The organism is Klebsiella ornithinolytica NBRC 105727 = ATCC 31898 (assembly GCF_001598295.1).
GTDB classification, from domain to species: domain Bacteria; phylum Pseudomonadota; class Gammaproteobacteria; order Enterobacterales; family Enterobacteriaceae; genus Klebsiella; species Klebsiella ornithinolytica.
The window spans coordinates 238,415-256,685 of sequence record NZ_BCYR01000008.1 but is presented as its reverse complement, the minus strand read 5'-3'; the positions used below and the strand labels follow the sequence as shown (position 1 = coordinate 256,685).

Annotated in this window: 19 protein-coding genes; 13 read left to right on the top strand and 6 right to left on the bottom strand. The window is 60.9% G+C overall.

The window, feature by feature from the left end; genetic code table 11:
• The first annotated feature begins 4 nt into the window (after positions 1 to 4).
• Genes ROR01S_RS17155 through acpT form a run of 13 tightly spaced genes read left to right on the top strand, consistent with a single transcriptional unit; the run spans position 5 to position 12,034 of the window.
• The gene (locus ROR01S_RS17155; RefSeq protein WP_064359716.1) at positions 5 to 586 is read left to right on the top strand and encodes a COG4648 family protein; all 582 of its coding nucleotides are present in this window, start codon (positions 5 to 7) and stop codon (positions 584 to 586) included.
• Positions 583 to 1,941: an AMP-binding protein gene (locus tag ROR01S_RS17150; RefSeq protein ID WP_064356607.1), complete on the top strand. Its 1,359-nt coding sequence runs from the start codon at positions 583 to 585 to the stop codon at positions 1,939 to 1,941. The genes ROR01S_RS17155 and ROR01S_RS17150 overlap by 4 nt, the downstream gene beginning before the upstream one ends.
• Complete coding sequence (locus ROR01S_RS17145; RefSeq protein WP_004868605.1) at positions 1,928 to 2,281, top strand: ApeI family dehydratase; 354 nt, start codon at positions 1,928 to 1,930, stop codon at positions 2,279 to 2,281. The genes ROR01S_RS17150 and ROR01S_RS17145 overlap by 14 nt, the downstream gene beginning before the upstream one ends.
• Positions 2,272 to 3,963 (top strand): glycosyltransferase family 2 protein, encoded by a 1,692-nt coding sequence (locus ROR01S_RS17140; protein WP_015585583.1) that lies wholly within the window; start codon positions 2,272 to 2,274, stop codon positions 3,961 to 3,963. Before ROR01S_RS17145 ends, ROR01S_RS17140 begins: the two co-directional genes overlap by 10 nt.
• Positions 3,964 to 3,966: 3 nt before the next feature.
• Entirely contained in the window at positions 3,967 to 4,389 is a 423-nt protein-coding gene (locus ROR01S_RS17135) for an acyl-CoA thioesterase (RefSeq protein WP_004868610.1), read from the top strand.
• Complete coding sequence (locus tag ROR01S_RS17130) at positions 4,386 to 4,991, top strand: outer membrane lipoprotein carrier protein LolA (protein ID WP_004868611.1); 606 nt, start codon at positions 4,386 to 4,388, stop codon at positions 4,989 to 4,991. Before ROR01S_RS17135 ends, ROR01S_RS17130 begins: the two co-directional genes overlap by 4 nt.
• The gene (locus tag ROR01S_RS17125; RefSeq protein ID WP_032718350.1) at positions 4,960 to 7,284 is read left to right on the top strand and encodes an MMPL family transporter; all 2,325 of its coding nucleotides are present in this window, start codon (positions 4,960 to 4,962) and stop codon (positions 7,282 to 7,284) included. Before ROR01S_RS17130 ends, ROR01S_RS17125 begins: the two co-directional genes overlap by 32 nt.
• Positions 7,281 to 7,865, top strand: a complete 585-nt coding sequence (locus tag ROR01S_RS17120) for a DUF3261 domain-containing protein (protein ID WP_064359715.1) — start codon at positions 7,281 to 7,283, stop codon at positions 7,863 to 7,865. The genes ROR01S_RS17125 and ROR01S_RS17120 overlap by 4 nt, the downstream gene beginning before the upstream one ends.
• A 1-nt stretch (position 7,866) precedes the next feature.
• Complete coding sequence (locus ROR01S_RS17115; RefSeq protein WP_064359714.1) at positions 7,867 to 9,036, top strand: beta-ketoacyl-[acyl-carrier-protein] synthase family protein; 1,170 nt, start codon at positions 7,867 to 7,869, stop codon at positions 9,034 to 9,036.
• Complete coding sequence (locus ROR01S_RS17110) at positions 9,033 to 9,509, top strand: hotdog family protein (RefSeq protein ID WP_048022864.1); 477 nt, start codon at positions 9,033 to 9,035, stop codon at positions 9,507 to 9,509. The genes ROR01S_RS17115 and ROR01S_RS17110 overlap by 4 nt, the downstream gene beginning before the upstream one ends.
• Positions 9,506 to 10,237, top strand: a complete 732-nt coding sequence (locus tag ROR01S_RS17105; protein ID WP_064359713.1) for a 3-ketoacyl-ACP reductase FabG2 — start codon at positions 9,506 to 9,508, stop codon at positions 10,235 to 10,237. The genes ROR01S_RS17110 and ROR01S_RS17105 overlap by 4 nt, the downstream gene beginning before the upstream one ends.
• Positions 10,234 to 11,463 carry a beta-ketoacyl-ACP synthase gene (locus ROR01S_RS17100; protein WP_015585577.1) on the top strand — a complete coding sequence of 410 codons (1,230 nt, stop codon included), beginning with the start codon at positions 10,234 to 10,236 and terminating at the stop codon, positions 11,461 to 11,463. The genes ROR01S_RS17105 and ROR01S_RS17100 overlap by 4 nt, the downstream gene beginning before the upstream one ends.
• A 1-nt stretch (position 11,464) precedes the next feature.
• On the top strand, positions 11,465 to 12,034 hold the full coding sequence (gene acpT / locus ROR01S_RS17095) for a 4'-phosphopantetheinyl transferase AcpT (RefSeq protein WP_048022859.1): 570 nt from the start codon (positions 11,465 to 11,467) through the stop codon (positions 12,032 to 12,034).
• 1 nt (position 12,035) lies between these two features.
• Here the strand turns inward: acpT and arnF are convergent, their stop codons facing one another.
• Genes arnF through arnC form a run of 6 tightly spaced genes read right to left on the bottom strand, consistent with a single transcriptional unit; the run spans position 12,036 to position 18,270 of the window.
• Positions 12,036 to 12,419, bottom strand: a complete 384-nt coding sequence (gene arnF / locus ROR01S_RS17090; RefSeq protein WP_004868628.1) for a 4-amino-4-deoxy-L-arabinose-phosphoundecaprenol flippase subunit ArnF — start codon at positions 12,417 to 12,419, stop codon at positions 12,036 to 12,038.
• The gene (arnE, locus tag ROR01S_RS17085; RefSeq protein ID WP_004868642.1) at positions 12,419 to 12,757 is read right to left on the bottom strand and encodes a 4-amino-4-deoxy-L-arabinose-phosphoundecaprenol flippase subunit ArnE; all 339 of its coding nucleotides are present in this window, start codon (positions 12,755 to 12,757) and stop codon (positions 12,419 to 12,421) included. Before arnE ends, arnF begins: the two co-directional genes overlap by 1 nt.
• Positions 12,754 to 14,409, bottom strand: coding sequence for a lipid IV(A) 4-amino-4-deoxy-L-arabinosyltransferase (arnT, locus tag ROR01S_RS17080; protein ID WP_032718353.1), 1,656 nt, complete (start codon positions 14,407 to 14,409; stop codon positions 12,754 to 12,756). The genes arnE and arnT overlap by 4 nt, the downstream gene beginning before the upstream one ends.
• Positions 14,406 to 15,308, bottom strand: a complete 903-nt coding sequence (arnD, locus tag ROR01S_RS17075) for a 4-deoxy-4-formamido-L-arabinose-phosphoundecaprenol deformylase (protein WP_004868644.1) — start codon at positions 15,306 to 15,308, stop codon at positions 14,406 to 14,408. Before arnD ends, arnT begins: the two co-directional genes overlap by 4 nt.
• Positions 15,305 to 17,290: a bifunctional UDP-4-amino-4-deoxy-L-arabinose formyltransferase/UDP-glucuronic acid oxidase ArnA gene (arnA, locus tag ROR01S_RS17070; RefSeq protein WP_015585575.1), complete on the bottom strand. Its 1,986-nt coding sequence runs from the start codon at positions 17,288 to 17,290 to the stop codon at positions 15,305 to 15,307. The genes arnD and arnA overlap by 4 nt, the downstream gene beginning before the upstream one ends.
• Entirely contained in the window at positions 17,287 to 18,270 is a 984-nt protein-coding gene (gene arnC, locus ROR01S_RS17065) for an undecaprenyl-phosphate 4-deoxy-4-formamido-L-arabinose transferase (RefSeq protein ID WP_004868646.1), read from the bottom strand. Before arnC ends, arnA begins: the two co-directional genes overlap by 4 nt.
• Between the last annotated feature and the right edge of the window lies 1 nt (position 18,271).

Below are 18,271 nucleotides of genomic sequence, written 5' to 3'. Positions count from 1 at the left end.
CCGCATGTCGGGGGCACTTCCACGCAAGGGTATTCTGCTGCTGACAAGCCTGCTCCTGCTGGCCTGGCCTGGCGTCATCTGGCTGGGCCTCGCGCATAACAGCCTGCGCTGGCTGCTCCCTTTAATGGTGCTGCTGCTCTATTTACGCCTGCGCCAGACCCGGCGCCAGGCGGGTCCGCTGCGCATCGTCACCCAGGTGGTCGCGCTGGCGGGGATCGCCCTCTGCGTGGCCAGCACACTGCTGAAAACGCACCAGCTGCTGCTGTTTTACCCGCTGGTGGTCAACGCCGTGATGCTGGCTGCGTTCGGCGGTTCGCTGTGGACAACCATGCCGCTGGTGGAACGCCTGGCCCGCATACGAGAGCCTCACCTCCCCGCCGCCGCCGTGCGCTATACCCGTCGGGTCACGCAGATCTGGTGCCTGTTTTTTATCGTCAATGGCAGTATCGCCCTCTTGACGGCGCTGTACGGTGATATGGCGCTCTGGACCGCGTGGAACGGCATGATCGCCTATCTGCTGATCGGCGCCCTGATGGCCGGAGAGTGGCTGGTACGCCGTCGGGTGATGAAGCGAGAATCCTTATGATGCCGCCTCTTTCTGTGGTCCGCTGGCTGAGTGCCCCGCGTTCGGCCGACACCCTCGTGGCCTGGCGAGGAGACCAGTTCTGGACATTGGGCCATCTGCGCAATGACGTTGCGCGCTGCGTGGAGCGGCTGCAGCAGCACCAGGGTCAACGCTGGGCGCTCTGTTTTGACGACAGCTATCTGTTTCTGGTCGCGCTGCTGGCCACGCTGCATGCCCACAAAACGCCGGTGATCCCGGGGCACAGCCGCCTCTCTCAGCTGGAAGAGCAACGCGCGCTGTTCGATGGCGTGCTCAGTGAAAAGCCCCTTGGCTGGAGCGGCCCGACATGGGTCATCAGCCGTTCCCGACGCTCTCCCACGCAGACGGTCACCTTTCACCCGCTGGCTGATGACGCCGCCATTGAGCTGTTCACCTCAGGTTCGACGGGGCAACCGAAGCGAATTATCAAATCGCTGGCCGTTCTCGACCGCGAGGCTGAACTGCTGGCCACGCACTTTGCCGACCGGCTGGCCGGCTGTCGTATTGTCGCGTCGGTAGCACCCCAGCATCTTTACGGCCTGACCTTTCGCATTTTCCTGCCCATGGCGCTCGGCCTGCCGCTAGACGCGGCAATGCTGAATTATGCCGAGCAACTCAGCGCGCTGGATCCCCGGCATCGCTATGCGTTTATCAGCAGTCCGGCCTTTTTGAAGCGCCTTGACCCCAGACTGAATCCGCCGCCGGTGGCGATCTTGTTCTCTGCCGGCGGAGTACTGTCCTGGGAGCAGGTGACCGGGGCGAACGACTGGCTTAAATGCAGGCCGGATGAGATTTACGGCAGTACCGAAACCGGCATCCTTGCCTGGCGCTGCCGCGAGCAGGAGCAAGGCGACTGGCGGCCTTTCCCCGGGGTCAGCTTTCTCCCCGAAGGCGAAGCGTTTCGCGTATTTTCGCCGCTGATTGCCCATCAAGATGGCCTGCTACTCGACGATACACTGCAATTCACCGATGACGGACAGTTTCGTCTGGCCGGACGCCGGGGACGGGTGGTTAAAATTGAAGAAAAGCGGATTTCACTCAGCGAAATTGAACAGCGCCTGCTGGAACTGGAGGGAATTCAGGACGCGGTGGCTTTACCCGTCAGCCGCGGTGGCCGCCAGGCCATCGGTGTCCTGCTGGTGCTCAATGGCCATACCCGTCAGAAGTGGCAATCCGCCAATAAACCCCTTGAGCAGGCGTGGAGACGAGCGCTTCGGCCAAGGCTTGAGTCGGTCGCCATTCCCCGCTACTGGCGCATTATCGACGAGATCCCGGTGAACAGCATGAACAAGCGCGTATATGCGCAATTACAGGAGTTATTTCATGAAACCCCATGAAATTGAAGGGAATCAGGCGCATCAGCAGCAGGTTGAGATTGTCTTGTACCTCGATCCTGGCCTTTTCTGGTTTAGCGGCCATTTTGCCGTACAGCCGCTGCTGCCCGGCGTTGCCCAGCTGGACTGGGTCATGCATTACGCCACCACGCTGCTGGCGCCAGGCTGGCGGTTCCACAGCATTCAGAACGTCAAATTCCAGGCGCCGCTCCTGCCGGATGCGACCGTCACGCTCACCCTGCACTGGCAGGAAGCGCGCCAGATACTCACCTTCAACTATCAGCGCCACGATGGCGAAGCGCGGCATATCGCCAGCAGCGGGAAAATCCGTCTATGTCAGTAACCTTCGCGCCCTGTGTGGTGATCCCTTGCTACAACCACGGCGCGATGATGCCCCGGGTACTGGCCCGTTTACGGCCCTGCAATCTGCCGTGCATTGTGGTCGACGATGGCAGCGACGCGCCGACGCGCCAGGTGCTGGAACAACTGGCGGCGCAGGATCCCGGGTTGACGCTGATTCGCCTGACGGAAAATGCCGGCAAAGGCGCGGCGGTGATCCGCGGTCTGCAGGCCGCAGCCGCGGCGGGTTTCAGCCACGCCGTGCAGGTGGATGCCGACGGGCAGCACGCCATTGAGGATATTCCACAGCTGCTGACCCTCGCGCAAGCGCACCCGACCGCGCTGATCTCCGGGCGTCCCGTTTACGACAACACGATCCCCCGCTCACGCCTCTATGGCCGCTGGATTACCCACATCTGGGTGTGGATAGAAACGCTCTCGCTCCAGTTGAAAGACAGCATGTGCGGCTTTCGCGTCTACCCGATTGCGCCAACGCTACAGCTGGCACAGCGCGTGGCGCTGGGTAAACGGATGGATTTCGATACCGAAGTTATGGTGCGTCTCTACTGGCAGGGTAATGACAGCCATTTTGTTGCGACCCGCGTGACCTATCCCGCGGACGGGCTGTCTCATTTTGATGCGCTTAAGGACAACTGTCGCATCTCGTGGATGCACACTCGCCTGTTCCTCGGCATGCTGCCGCGTATCCCTTCCCTGCTGTTTCGCCGTCGGACAATCCACTGGGCGCAGCAGCAGGAGGTCAAAGGGCTGTGGGGAATGCGTCTGATGCTGCTGGTCTGGCGACTGCTGGGGCGTAGGGCGTTTTCGTGGCTGCTCTACCCGGTGGTGGCCGTCTATTGGCTGATCGCACACCGCGCCCGTCAGGCCTCGCAAAACTGGCTGTCACGCGTGCGCGTGCAGCTTACCGCCCGTCAGCAGCCGCTGCCCGCGCACCTCAACAGCTATCGCCATTTTCTGCGCTTTGGCGAGGCGATGCTCGACAAAATCGCCGGCTGGCGCGGCGAATTACGCTTCGGACGCGATGTGGTTTTCGCTCCCGGAGCGGAAGAAGCGCTCAGCAACAGGACTCCCGGCGGCAAGCTATTGCTGGCCTCCCATCTCGGCGATGTCGAGGCCTGCCGGGCGCTGGCGCAATTGCAGGGCGGTCAGGTCATTAACGCACTGGTGTTTAGCGATAACGCCCGCCGCTTTAAACAGATCATGGAGGAGATGGCGCCGCAGGCCGGGATCAACCTGATGCCGGTGACCGATATCGGCCCGGAGACCGCGATGCTGCTCAAAGAGAAGCTGGAGCGGAACGAATGGGTGGCTATCGTCGGCGACCGCATCGCCGTGACGCCCCAGCGCGGCGGCGAATGGCGCGTCTGCTGGAGTGAGTTCATGGGACAACCCGCGCCTTTCCCGCAGGGGCCGTTTATTCTGGCGTCGATCCTGCGCTGTCCGGTGCAGCTGATTTTTGCGCTGCGCCAGCAGGGCAAACTGCATATTCATTGCGAACCCTTCGCCGACCCGCTGACGCTGCCTCGCGCAGAACGCCAGGCGGCGTTACAGCATGCCATTGACCGCTATGCACAGCGCCTTGAGCACTACGCGCTGCAGTCGCCGCTGGACTGGTTCAATTTTTTCGATTTCTGGCAGCTGCCGGATGCCAAAGAGAAGGAGTAAAGGGTGCTTAACGATCCCCGTTTTACTGCCGAGGTAGAGCTGACCGTACCGTTTCACGACGTCGATATGATGGGCGTGGTGTGGCATGGCAACTACTTTCGCTACTTTGAGATTGCCCGCGAGGCGCTGCTCAATCAGTTCAACTATGGCTACCGCCAGATGAAAGAATCCGGCTATCTGTGGCCGGTGGTGGATACCCGGGTGAAATATCGCGACGTGCTGACCTTTGAACAACGTTTTCGCGTGCGCGCCCGGATAGAAGAGTACGAAAACCGGCTGCGCATCGGCTATGAAATTTTCGCCGCCGACAGCGGAAAACGCACCACCACCGGCTATACCATCCAGGTCGCCGTGGAGGAGAAAAGCCGTGAGATGAGCTTCGTCAGCCCGGACATCCTGTTTGAGCGCATGGGGGTGAAGCCATGAGATGGTGGCCCCTGCTGGCGCTGCTGATTAGCCCGTTGCTCAGCGCCCTGACGCTTGACGATCTGCAGCAGCGCTTGACCGAACAGCCGGTGATCCGCGCCCACTTCGATCAAACCCGTACCATTAAGGATCTGCCGCAGCCGCTGCGATCCCAGGGCCAGATGCTGATCGCCCGCGACCAGGGGCTGCTGTGGGATCAGACCGCCCCGTTCCCGATGCAGCTCCTGCTGGATGATAAACGGATGGTACAGGCGATCGGCGGCCAGCCGCCGCAGACGATCACCGCCGAGAACAACCCGCAGATGTTCCAGTTCAACCATTTGCTGCGCGCGCTGTTTCAGGCCGACCGTCAGGTGCTGGAGCAGAACTTCCGCGTCGAGTTTGCCGATACCGGCGAAGGGCGATGGACCCTGCGCCTGACGCCGAAAACCACACCGCTGGATAAAATCTTCGCCACCATCGACCTGGCGGGCCAGCGCAACCTGGAAAATATTCAACTCAATGATAAACAAGGCGATCGTACCGATATCGTCCTCTCTCAACATCAACTGACGCCCGCGCAACTGACCGATGACGAACGACAACGATTTGCTGCACCGTAACCGCCGGAGCATCGCGCTGCTGTGGGGCTGCGTCTGCCTGCTGATGCTGGGCGTTCTGCTGACGCTGCTGCCGCAATCGCGGGTCAACAGCAGCGTACTGGCGATGTTGCCGAAGCAGACCCTTGGCGCTATTCCCCCGGCCCTGAACGATGGCTTTATGCAGCGGCTGGACCGGCAGATAGTCTGGCTGGTGAGCCCCGGCAAGCAGGCCGGTCCTCAGGCGGCAGGCGAATGGCTCACTCTCCTTCAGCAATCGCACGCTCTCGCGGACGTGAAAGGCCCAATGGATGCCGCCAGCCAGCAGGCGTGGGGAGCCTTTTTCTGGCAGCACCGCAACGGGCTTATCGATGATGCCACCCGCGCTCGCCTGCAAAACGGCGGCGCGGCGCAGGCGCAGTGGGTCCTCTCCCAGCTCTACTCCGCCTTTTCCGGCGTCAGCGGCAAAGAGCTGCAAAACGATCCGCTGATGCTGATGCGCGGCTCGCAGCTGGCGATGGCGCAAAACGGCCAGCGTTTGCAGCTCAAAGACGGCTGGCTGGTAACCCAGGATAAGCAGGGAAATGACTGGTATCTGATCCACGGCGAGCTGGCAGGTTCCTCATTCGATATGCAGCAGACGCATCGCGTCGTGACGACCCTCGCGGAGCTGGAAGAGCAATTAAAAGCGCGCTACCCGCAGGCACAGGTGCTCACCCGCGGGACGGTGTTTTACAGCGACTACGCCAGCCAGCAGGCGAAGCAGGATATCTCCACCCTCGGCATCGCCACGCTGCTTGGGGTGATCCTGCTTATCGTCGTGACCTTCCGTTCGCTTCGGCCGCTGCTGCTGTGCGTGATTTCCGTCGGCATTGGCGGGCTGGCGGGCACCGTCGCCACGCTGCTGCTGTTTGGCGAACTGCATCTGATGACGCTGGTGATGAGCATGAGCATTATCGGTATCTCCGCCGACTATACGCTGTACTATCTCACGGAACGTATGGTCCACGGGCATGATGCCACGCCGTGGCAAAGCCTTGCCAAAGTCCGCCGCACGTTGCTGCTGGCGCTGCTGACGGCCGTGGTGGCCTATCTCATCATGATGCTCGCCCCCTTCCCCGGTATTCGCCAGATGTCGGTGTTCGCCGCCGTCGGACTGAGCGCCTCCTGCCTGACGGTGATTTTCTGGCATCCGCTGCTGTCCCGCGGTCTGCCGGTTCGTCCGGTGCCGGCGATGGGGCTCATGCTTCGCTGGCTGGCGGCATGGCGACGCAACAAAAAACTGTATATTGGCCTGCCGCTGACGCTGGCGCTCTTCTCGCTGGCCGGTATCGCCACCCTGCGGGTCGATGACGATATTTCACAGCTCCAGGCGCTGCCGCAGCATCTTCTGGCCGAAGAAAAAGCGATCGTCGCCCTGACCGGCCAGAGCGTTGATCAGAAATGGTTCGTGGTCTACGGTGCGACGCCGCAGCAGACGCTGGAGCGGCTGGAGGCCTTTGCACCAGCCCTTGCCGAGGCGAAACGTCAGGGGATGCTCAGCGGTTATCGCACGCTTCCGCTCAATTCGCTGGCCCGTCAACGCCAGGATCTGGCGCTGCTCAACGCGGCAGCACCGGCGGTCACCGCCGCGCTGCAAAACGCCGGGCTCAAAACGGTCGATGCGGATCTGTCAGCCATGCCGGTCACGGTCGATGACTGGCTTGCCAGCCCGGCCAGCGAAGGCTGGCGCCTGCTGTGGCTGACGCTGCCAGCGGGCGAGAGCGGCGTGCTGGTTCCGGTTGACGGTGTGAAAACAAGCGCGGCGCTACGGGCCCTGAGTGAAAAGCAGCCCGGCGTCGCGTGGGTAGACAGAAAAAGTGCCTTTGACGAACTGTTTACTCTCTATCGCCATATTTTGACGGGCCTGCTGGTCGTTGCGCTGGCGGTCATCGCCTGTGGCGCCATATTGCGTCTCGGCTGGCGCAAAGGGTCGATCGGCCTGGTGCCCTCCGTGCTGTCGTTAGGCTGCGGGCTGGCAGCCCTCGCCTTCAGCGGCCACCCGGTGAACCTGTTTTCACTGCTGGCGCTGGTGCTGGTGCTGGGGATTGGTATCAACTACACCCTGTTTTTCAGCAACCCGCGCGGAACGCCGCTGACGTCGCTGCTGGCCATCATCCTCGCCATGATGACCACCCTGTTGACCCTCGGCATGCTGGTCTTCAGCGCCACCCAGGCCATCAGCAGTTTTGGCATTGTGCTGGTCAGCGGTATTTTCACCGCTTTCCTGCTCTCCCCGCTGGCGATGCCCGGTAAAAAAGAGAAAAAAAGACGATGATCAAACACAGACTCTGGTGCGCCGCGGCGCTGGCCGCCACCTTCATCCTCGCCGGGTGCAGTCACTCGTCCAGCCCCGGGCAAGGGCGACCGCAGGCATGGCTGGAGCCGGGAACCCGCGTGACGTTACCGGCGCCAGGCATCACCCCGCCGCTGAATGCCCAGCAGCTGCTTACCGGGCGTTTTCACGGCCAGACTCAGTCGCTGCTGGTGATGCTCAACGCGGATGAGCAAAAAGTCACTCTCGCCGGTCTCTCATCGATGGGGATCCGCCTGTTTCTTGTGACCTATGATGAAAAGGGACTGCACACCGAGCAGTCTATCGTCGCTCCGCAGCTGCCGCCGGCAAGTCAGGTGCTGGCCGATGTGATGCTCAGCTACTGGCCTGTCGCCGCCTGGCAACCGCAGCTACCGGAGGGCTGGACCCTGATCGACACCGGCGACCGCCGCGAGCTACGCAACGCCCGCGGGCAGCTGGTGACGGCGATCGCCTACCTCAACCGGCAGGGTAAGCGCGAGCCGATCGGCATTGAGCAGCGGGCCTTTAAATACCACATCACCATTCAATATCTGGGTGACTGAGATGATCTACATTTCTGCTGTCGGCATGATCAATGCGCTGGGTGACAACTGCGATGAAATCGCCGCGAATCTGACGCGCGGCATTGCCCCCGGTATGCGCCCGCGTCCGGGCTGGCTAGAGGGACAGCCCGCAGCGGTACTCGGCGGCGTGGATGCCGTCCTGCCTGCCATTGCCGATGATTTTGCGGCCCACCGATCGCGTAATAACCAGCTGCTGCTGGCGGCGCTAACCCAGATCCGTCCCCAGGTCGACGAGGCCATCGCGCGCTTCGGAAGCGACCGCGTCGCGGTGGTGCTCGGCACCAGCACCTCCGGCCTCGACGAGGGCGATATTCACGTGGCTGCCACGCTGAACGGCGGGACCAGCGCCGGCTGGCAATATCCGCAGCAGGAGCTGGGCGATCCGTCGCGCTTTCTGAGCCACTGGCTGGCGCTGGACGGCCCGGCGTTCACCCTCTCCACCGCCTGCTCCTCCAGCGCCAGGGCCATTATCAGCGGGCGACGGCTGATTGAAGCCGACCTCGCCGACGTGGCTATTGTCGGCGGCGCCGATACGCTGAGCCGGATGCCGGTGAACGGTTTTCATAGTCTGGAGTCCCTTTCGGTGACGCGATGCCAGCCCTTTGCCCTTCACCGCTGCGGGATCACCATCGGTGAAGGGGCGGCGCTGATGCTGCTGACGCGCGAGCCGCAGCCGATCGCGCTGCTGGGCGTCGGCGAATCAAGCGATGCGCACCATATTTCGGCCCCGCATCCGCAGGGCGAAGGCGCCATCCGCGCCATTACCCAGGCGCTTGACGATGCCGGCATCACCGCCGGGGCGGTGGGCTATATCAACCTGCACGGCACCGCCACGCCGCTTAACGATCGGGTGGAGTCGCAGGTCGTGCAGCAGCTGTTTGGCGACACCGTGCCGTGCAGCTCAACCAAACACCTCACCGGACATACTCTCGGCGCCGCCGGGATCACCGAAGCGGCAATAGGTATGCTGATTTTGCAGCGTCATTTGCCACTGCCGGCGCAGGATTTCAGCCTCTCGCCGCGCGACCCGGCGCTGGCGGAGTGCGGTATCATCGCGACGTCGCAGCCTCTGGAACGCCCGCTGATTTTGTCCAACTCATTTGCTTTTGGCGGCAACAACGCCAGCATTTTGCTCGGGAGACTTTCATGAGCCATTACCTGGCGCCCGGCGCCTATCTGCCGCACGATGCCCCGATGCTGCTGCTCGAAGAGGTGCTGGAGGTGTCCGAGGAAACGGCCACCTGCCGCGTGACCGTCGCCTCCGGGGGCGTACTGACGCCGTTTCTTGATGCCAACGGCGATCTGCCGGGCTGGTTTGCGCTGGAGCTGATGGCGCAGACCATTGGCGTCTGGTCCGGCTGGCATCGTCATCAGAAAAACCTGGGCAACATCGCCCTCGGTATGGTGCTGGGAGCCAGAGAACTGGTGTGCGCCGCCGGCGTTCTGCCCGCCGGGCAAACGCTGACCATCGCGGTCAGCTTATTAATGCAGGATGAACGTTTCGGTAGCTTCGACTGCACGATCTGCTGCGGGAATGACACGCTGGCAACGGGCCGCATCAACACCTTCCAGCCCACCCAGGAAGAGTTAACGACGCTTTTTAATCAGGGAGAGAAACCATGAGTCGTTCCGTATTAGTGACCGGTGCCAGCAAGGGTATCGGGCGTGCCATCGCCTGCCAGCTGGCGGCCGATGGCTTTATTGTCGGCGTCCATTATCATCGTGACGCAGAGGGTGCGCAGGAGACGCTGAAGAGCATCCGCGCCGCCGGGGGAGCGGGCCGGACATTGAGTTTTGATGTCACCAACCGTGAGCAGTGCCGCGAGGTGCTGGAGCAGGATATCGCGACTCATGGGCCGTGGTACGGTGTGGTGAGCAATGCCGGCATTACCCGGGATGGCGCCTTCCCGGCGCTCAGCGACAGCGACTGGGATGCGGTGATCCACACCAATCTCGACAGTTTTTATAACGTCATTCAGCCATGCATCATGCCGATGATCGGCGCCCGCCAGGGCGGACGGATTATCACGCTCTCTTCGGTGTCAGGCGTCATGGGCAACCGCGGGCAGGTTAACTACAGTGCCGCCAAAGCGGGCATTATCGGCGCGACCAAAGCGCTGGCCATTGAGCTGGCAAAACGCAAGATCACCGTCAACTGCATTGCCCCAGGGCTGGTTGATACCGGGATGATCGTCATGGAAGAGGCCGCCCTCAAAGAGGCGATGTCGCTCGTTCCGATGAAACGCATGGGTCAGGCCGAAGAAGTCGCCGGACTCGCCAGCTATTTGATGTCGGATATTGCAGGCTATGTGACGCGTCAGGTGATTTCCATCAATGGAGGTATGCTATGACTCGTCGCGTCGTCATTACCGGTATGGGCGGCGTCACCGCCTTCGGCGAAAGCTGGCAGGCGGTATCCGCCAGGCTACAGGCCTACGAGAACGCCGTGCGCACAATGCCGGAGTGGCAAATCTATGATGGTCTGCATACGCTACTCGGCGCCCCCATCGACGATTTCACCCTGCCGGAGCACTATACGCGCAAGCGCATTCGCGCCATGGGCCGCGTCTCGCTGATGTCCACCCGCGCCAGCGAGCTGGCGCTGGAGCAGGCCGGACTGACTGGCGAGGCGGTTCTCACCAATGGCGAAACCGGTATTGCCTACGGCTCCTCTACCGGTAGCACCGGTCCGGTCAGCGAATTCGCGACCATGCTGACGGAAAAGCATACCAATAACATCACCGGCACGACCTACGTCCAGATGATGCCGCACACAACCGCAGTGAACACCGGCCTGTTCTTCGGCCTGCGCGGGCGGGTCATTCCCACCTCCAGCGCCTGCACCTCCGGCAGCCAGGCGATTGGCTATGCCTGGGAGGCGATTCGTCACGGCTATCAGACCATCATGGTGGCCGGCGGCGCTGAAGAGCTGTGTCCGTCGGAAGCGGCTATTTTCGATACGTTGTTCGCGACCAGCCAGCGCAACGATGAGCCGAAAACCACACCATCGCCGTTCGATGAAGCCCGTGACGGTCTGGTGATTGGCGAAGGCGCCGGCACCTTTGTGCTGGAAGAGCTGGAACATGCCAAAGCCCGGGGAGCGACGATTTACGGTGAAATCATCGGCTTCGCCACCAACTGCGACGCGGCGCATATTACCCAGCCGCAGCGGGAAACCATGCAAATTTGCATGGAGCAATCGCTCAGAATGGCCGGTTTAAGCGCCCAGGATATTGGCTATATTTCGGCGCACGGCACGGCGACCGATCGCGGTGATATTGCCGAGAGCCAGGCCAGCGCCGCCGTGTTTGGCGACCGCGTTCCGATCTCTTCACTAAAAAGCTATTTTGGCCATACCCTGGGCGCCTGCGGGGCGCTGGAGGCCTGGATGAGCCTGCAAATGATGCGGGAGGGCTGGTTTGCCCCTACGCTCAACCTGCGCCGGCCGGACCCGCAGTGCGGCGAGCTGGATTACATTATGGGCGAGAGCCGCCGGATTGATTGCGAATTTATCCAGAGTAATAACTTCGCCTTCGGCGGGATCAATACGTCCATCATTATTCAGCGCTGGCCCTGATATGTATCGACTTTTCCTGGGAAAAATCTCGACGTTAAGCACCCGGCCTCTGCCGCATAAGCTCGCGGCTCAGGCGCCGCAGGGCAGTCGTCGCGCAAGCTGGCTGGCGGGCCGGGTCCTGTTGGCGCAGGCGGTGTCGCCGCTGCCTGAGATTATTTACGCTGAACACGGTAAACCGGGGTTCTCCGGCGAGACGGGACTCTGGTTTAACCTCAGCCACAGCGGCGATGATATCGCCCTGCTGCTCAGCGATGAAGGCGAGGTCGGCTGCGATATCGAAGTGATTCGCCCTCGCCCGAACTGGCGCAGGCTGGCTAACGCCATTTTCAGTCCTGGGGAGCATGCGGAAGTAGAAGCGGAGCATCCGGAGCGGCAGCTCGACGCCTTCTGGCGTATCTGGACGCGCAAAGAAGCGATGGTTAAGCAGCGCGGCGGCAGCGCCTGGCAGATTGCCAGCGTCGACAGCACGCGCGGCGCGGCGTTCCCGGTCAGTCAGATCCAGCTTGCCAATCTGAGTCTGGCGGTCTGCACACCAACGCCGTTTGCGTTGAAGGCCGACAGGATCCGCTGACTCAGGTTTTGCGCTTCGCCGGCCAGAAGATTGTCAGCACGCCGGCGATGATAATCAGCACCCCCAGCAGGGAGCGCCAGTGGAAAGGTTCATGCCAGCCGGGCAGCCAGATAGCGGCGGCCCAGACCAGAATATAGCTCAGACTGAGTAGCGCGTAGGCTTTGGCCAGCGGCAGCTGATGCAGCGCAAAGTACCAGCAGACCATCGACAGCAGGTAGCCGCTCAGTCCCAGCCCCAGGCCGATAGTTCCGGCACGCAGATGGAAAAGATGATTGAGAAACGCGAACAGGTCACTCAGCGGCGGCAGTTCAACCATCGCCCCGCGCAGCAGAAGCTGTGCGGCGCTGACCAGCCCGACGCTGAATAACGCCCAGATTAAGCCCATCAGACGCTACTCCCGAGCACCACGATGCCGACCACAATCAGCCCGACGCCGACCCAGTGCCGCCGGGCTACCGGCTCTCGCCAGATCCCCCAGGCCGCTAACGTCACCCAGACAAAATTGAGGCTCAGCATGGGATAGGCCACGCTCACCGGAATGGATTGCAGCACGCTCAGCCACAGCAGCATACCGCCGCCGAGCGCCAGCAGCGCAAGGCCCAGCCAGCCGAGAATATGGCGGCCGCGCCGCCGTGATTTAGACGGGCGCGTCGCCTGCTTCTGGCACAGCTGCCCGGCGCAGCTTAACAGGCTCGCCAGCGCCAGGCAGATCCAGGTACTCATTGCGGCAGATACTGGAGAAACACAACCCGCTCCAACACGTAGGTGTTGTCAGGTTTCGGTAGAGGTAAATCGGCCATGTTTTCTCCTTTGTCCATCAGCAGCACCAGCGATACCGGTCCTTCCTGGCGATGCGCTGCCAGCCAGCTGGCAAACTCACTCTGGCTCACAAAGCCATTCTTCGCATCCGGCCAGTCTAAACCGTACTTCAGTTCGCCCTGCTTGTCATACATGATGATATCGTTACGCTTGAGTTCCCACGCCAGACCGGCGGCAATGCCGACGTTGTTGCTCAGCACATAGCGGCTTGGCGCCAGCGATTCACCAATGATATCGACCATGAACTGCGGTTGCTTACTATCAATCACCCGGTCAGGAATGGCAAAGCCAATCAGCAGCGCCAGCCCCAGAGGACAGCAGGCGGCTAATGTCCAGCGACGGCCGTTATCTTTCATCGCCAGCCAGCCCATCAGCGCCCAGACGGCAAACGCAATCGCCGCCAGCAGACATTTATACAGCTCAATCTGCGTCCAGACCGGTTTATGCATCACGCCCCACGGCGACACCACCAGCACGGCAATCAGACCCACCAGGCCAAAGATCAGGTTGATGAGGCCGTTAATGCGCAGCGCCTTCGCTCCCGCCTTCGCCGCATCCAGCCCATAGCGAGCCATCAGAATCGACAGCGGCCCGAAGCACGGCAGAATGTAGGTCGGCAGTTTCCCTTTGGCGATACTGAAAAACAGGAACGGCATCGCCACCCAGCCAAGCAGATACAGCGCGCCGCGCACATCATCGCGCTCGCTCCAGCCGCGCTTCAGCGCCCCGGGCAGCAGCGCCAGCCACGGCAGACTTCCGGCGAACAGGAACGGGATGTAATACCAGAACGGCGCCTTGTGCTGGGCATCTTTCTCGGCAAAGCGTTGAATATGCTCCACCCAGAAGAAATAGCGCCAGAAGTCCGGTTCGCGTTTGGCGATAGCCAGGCCCCAGGGCAGCACCGTCAGGATACAGACCCCCACCGCCAGCCAGCCGTAGGTCAACACTTCACGCCAGCGCTTCTGGGCAATCACCCACGGCAGAACCCCGACAACCGGCACCGCCAGCGCCAGGAAGCCTTTGGTCATCACCCCCATTCCACAGGCCGCCCCCAGCAGCGCGTAGCCGATGATTTTACCGTTTCGGGTCTGCGCCTGAGCGGCGCCCCAGAAACTGCACATCGCCAGCGCCATCCACAGGGTGATCATCGGGTCCAGCACCGCATAGGTGCCAATACCGTAGACCAGCAGTGCGGTCAGGAAGATCACGGCGGACAGAATCGCCACCCGTTTGTCCTGCCAGATGCGCCATGCCAGCCACGCAATCAGCAGCGCGGTGACGCTAATGGAGAAGACCGAGCCAAAGCGCACGGCAAAGTTATTGTGGCCAAACAACCACTGCCCGATGCTGTTAATCCAGTATCCGGCAATTGGTTTTTCAAAATAGCGCAGCCCGAGAAAATGCGGCACCACCCAGTCACCGGACGCCAGCATCTCGCGGCTGATCTCCGCATAGCGCGTTTCATCAGGCTGCCAGAGCAGTCGGAAATTCAACGGAAGTAGATAATACAGCGCAAATAACACCACTAAAGAGACGCTATAACGAATGCTTTTCATACGTCCTGACTCAATAATTGTTCACGCCCAAGCCAGCCTTCCCGGCCGGCCAATTCACCGCGAACCACTTTACCCAGCGGCAGCTCGCTAAAATCTGCGGGCAGCAGTTGGCTCAGCGGGCAAAACTGGATTTCTTCCTGTGCGGCCATCGTCAGCAGTTCATCAAACTGCTGCGCGAAGGCAATGCCTTCCACTTCAGCATGAATGGTGTAGACCGGCGTACCGCTATCCCGGTGAATACAATCCAGCAGATAGCGATTGAAGCCCCCGGCATCGACGCGACTGCCGACCACTTCATCCCAGGTAGGCAGCGTAACGGGGATCTGCACCGTACCTGTCACCTTGTCGCCCAGCAACGGCAGGAAGGGGCGCGAGCCCCGGCAGTCGCTGTTGTAGAGGAAATTGAAGGACTCTTTGGCTTTAATCACCCGCTGATCCGCGCGCCAGCCCGCCACGGCGGAACAGGTGACCGACCGGCCGATGATCCGCTCCAGCTCGAGCAGGCCGCGTTCGACCTCCAGCGCCAGCCGTTCCTGTGGCCAGACGCCGCTCCATGCCTGCCAGCTGTAATGATCCCAGGCATGCAGACCCACTTCATGCGCCTGCGCCGTCGCACGGATAACCTCTTCATTACCCGCGCCAATCCGTCGCCCAGGCCATGCGGTGCCGGCCAGCAAAATATCCCAGCCGTACAGCGAAGCGGCGTTTGAGCGCAGCATCTTCCACAGAAACTTCGGTTTTATCAGGCGCCATAAATGGCGCCCCATATTGTCCGGCCCAACGCTGAAGAAGAAGCTTGCCTGAACCCCGTGCTGGCCCAACAGGCTCAGCAGACGCGGTACCCCGTCCCGGGTACCGCGAAAGGTATCGACATCTATGCGTAAGCCGACCTGTTTCATGATGTCTTGTCGTCCACCAGCTCAACCGTACGCAGGAAGAAGTCGAGCGTATGCTCCACGGTTTCTTCCATCGGAACCGTCGGCGTCCAGTTCAGACAGCGCTTCGCGTTACGAATGCTCGGCTTACGATGCTCCACGTCCTGATAGCCTTTACCGTAGTAATCGCTGCTCTCGACGTCGCGGAAACCGGCGAACGGCGGGAAGTTATTGCGCAGCGGATGACGCTCGAAGCACGCCAGCAGCATCTCCGCCAGCTCTTTAATACTGGCTTCGTTTTCCGGGTTACCGATGTTGATAATCTGCCCGTCGCAGCGGCCGTCTTTGTTCTCGATAATGCGGAACAGCGCTTCAATACCATCGCTAATATCGGTGAAGCAGCGTTTTTGTTTACCGCCTTCGATAAGCTTGATCGGCGAACCTTCAACCAGGTTCAGGATCAGCTGAGTAATCGCACGAGAGCTGCCGATACGTGCGGCATTCAGGTTATCCAGACGCGGTCCCATCCAGTTAAACGGACGGAACAGGGTGAAGCGCAGGCCGGACTTGTCGCCATAGGCCCAGATAACGCGGTCGAGCAGCTGCTTCGATACCGAGTAAATCCAGCGCTGTTTGTTGATCGGGCCCACCACCAGGTTTGAGGTGTCTTCGTCGAAGTTTTTGTCGGTGCACATGCCGTACACTTCGGAGGTCGACGGGAAGATAATGCGCTTATCGTATTTCACACAGTCGCGGATGATCTTCAGGTTCTCTTCGAAGTCCAGCTCGAACACGCGCAGCGGGTTGCGGGTATATTCGATTGGCGTCGCGATGGCCACCAGCGGCAGTACCACGTCGCATTTCTTAATGTGGTATTCGATCCACTCGGAGTGAATGCTGATATCGCCTTCAACGAAGTGGAAGCGCGGGTTGCCCAGGAAACGACCGATCGCGTCCGACCCGATATCCAGACCATAGATTTCATAGTTGTCGTCGGCGAGCAGACGCTCGGTCAGGTGGTTACCGATAAAACCGTTCACGCCAAGGATCAGCACGCGGGTACGGCGTTTAATCGCCACAACCGGCTTGCTGCTCAGTACCGCACCGGATACCAGCCCCAGCGCCTGCGCCAGCTGCGTACCCTGCATGTAAACGCCGCGCTCGGTTTGACCGGTTACGATCTCCAGCGCGCCATCCTGGCAAGCGATCACCAGCGGAGAGGTCGACATCACCGTTCCAGGCTTCGCCGCGGCCAGGTCCTGGCGCACGCGGGATTTCCAGACGATAAATTTATTCGCACCAACATAGCCAAACGCGCCCGGCCACGGATCGGAAACGGCGCGGACCAGGTTATGCAGCGTCAGCGCAGGTTTGTCCCAGTCGAGACGGCCATCTTCCGGCGTACGGCGACCAACGTAGGTGGCCTGGCTTTCATCCTGCGCACGATCCTGGATTTTATCTTCACGAATCGCCGGCAGGGCCTGGTTCAGCAGCTCTGACGCCGCGGCGCACAGCTTGCGATGCAGGGTCAGCGCGACATCATCCGCGCCGATAGCAACCGTCTGCTGCGCCACGATAGCGCCGGCATCCGCACGGCTGACCATGCGATGCAGAGTCACGCCGGTTTCCGTTTCACCGTTAACCAGCACCCAGTTCAGCGGCGCGCGGCCGCGATATTGCGGCAGCAGAGAACCGTGCAGGTTAAAGCCGCCTTTTGGTGCAAGGCTGAGGATATCGTCGCCCAGCATGTTGCGATAGTAGAAAGAGAACAGGACGTCCGGCTTCATGTCGCGAATGCGTTCAATCCACAGCGGGTGGTTAACATCTTCAGGTGCCCACACCGGGATACCTTGTTCAGCAGCAATACGCGCAACCGAGCCAAAGAAATGGTTTTCGCCAGGGTTATCCGGATGGGTGAAAATAGCGGCGATTTCATACCCGGAATCCAGCAGAGACTGAATGCCAGCACAACCCATATCGTGATAAGCGAAGACTACAGCTTTCATGAACGATCTTCCTCTTGAGACGCCGTTTCCGGCTGACGAACAACACGTTGAATAAAGTAGCGGGGACGGGCGCGGACATCGTTATAGATGCGTCCGATATACTCCCCGAGCAGCCCCATGCCGACAAACTGGGCACCGATGAACATGAACAGTACGGCAAACAGCATGAACACCCCTTCCGCCGCCCATTGCGGGCCAAATACCAGTCGCAGGAACACCAGCAGGAAGGCGAAAGCGAAGCCCAGCAGGGCAATCACGCTGCCAAAGACGCTCAGCAGACGCAGCGGCGTGGTGGTCAAACAGGTCACCAGGTCGTACATCAGATTAATCAGGCGCATAAAGCTGTATTTGGAATCGCCAAATTCACGCTCCGCGTGCATCACCGGGATTTCGACCGCCCGGCGCGCGAAGGTATTTGCCAGAATCGGGATAAACGTACTGCGTTCATGGCAATTGAGCATCGCGTCGATAATGTGGCGGCGATAGGCGCGCAGCATGCAGCCGTAGTCCCCCATCGCTTTACCGGTGGTGCGCTGAATCAGGCGGTTGATCATCTTCGACGCGCTTTTACGGAAGAAGGTGTCCTGGCGGTTCTGCCGAACGGTACCGACCACGTCGTAACCTTCGTCCGCCTTCGCCACCAGGCGCGGGATCTCTTCCGGTGGGTTTTGCAGGTCGGCATCAAGGGTAATAATCAGATCGCCGGTCACATGGCTGAATCCCGCCATAATTGCCGAGTGCTGGCCATAGTTGCGGTTAAGCAACACCGCGACCACATGGCTGCCTTCGGCTTCAGCAGCCTCGGTCAGCATGCGGGCAGAATCATCGCTGCTGCCATCGTCGACCAGCAGAATCTCATACTGGCGGCCCAGCGTCGCGCAGGCGGCATCCGTACGGCGAATCAGCTCAGGCAGGCTCTCCTGTTCGTTATAAACCGGAATAACGACCGAGACTTTTTTCACGGGTGGGTAAGTAAACATA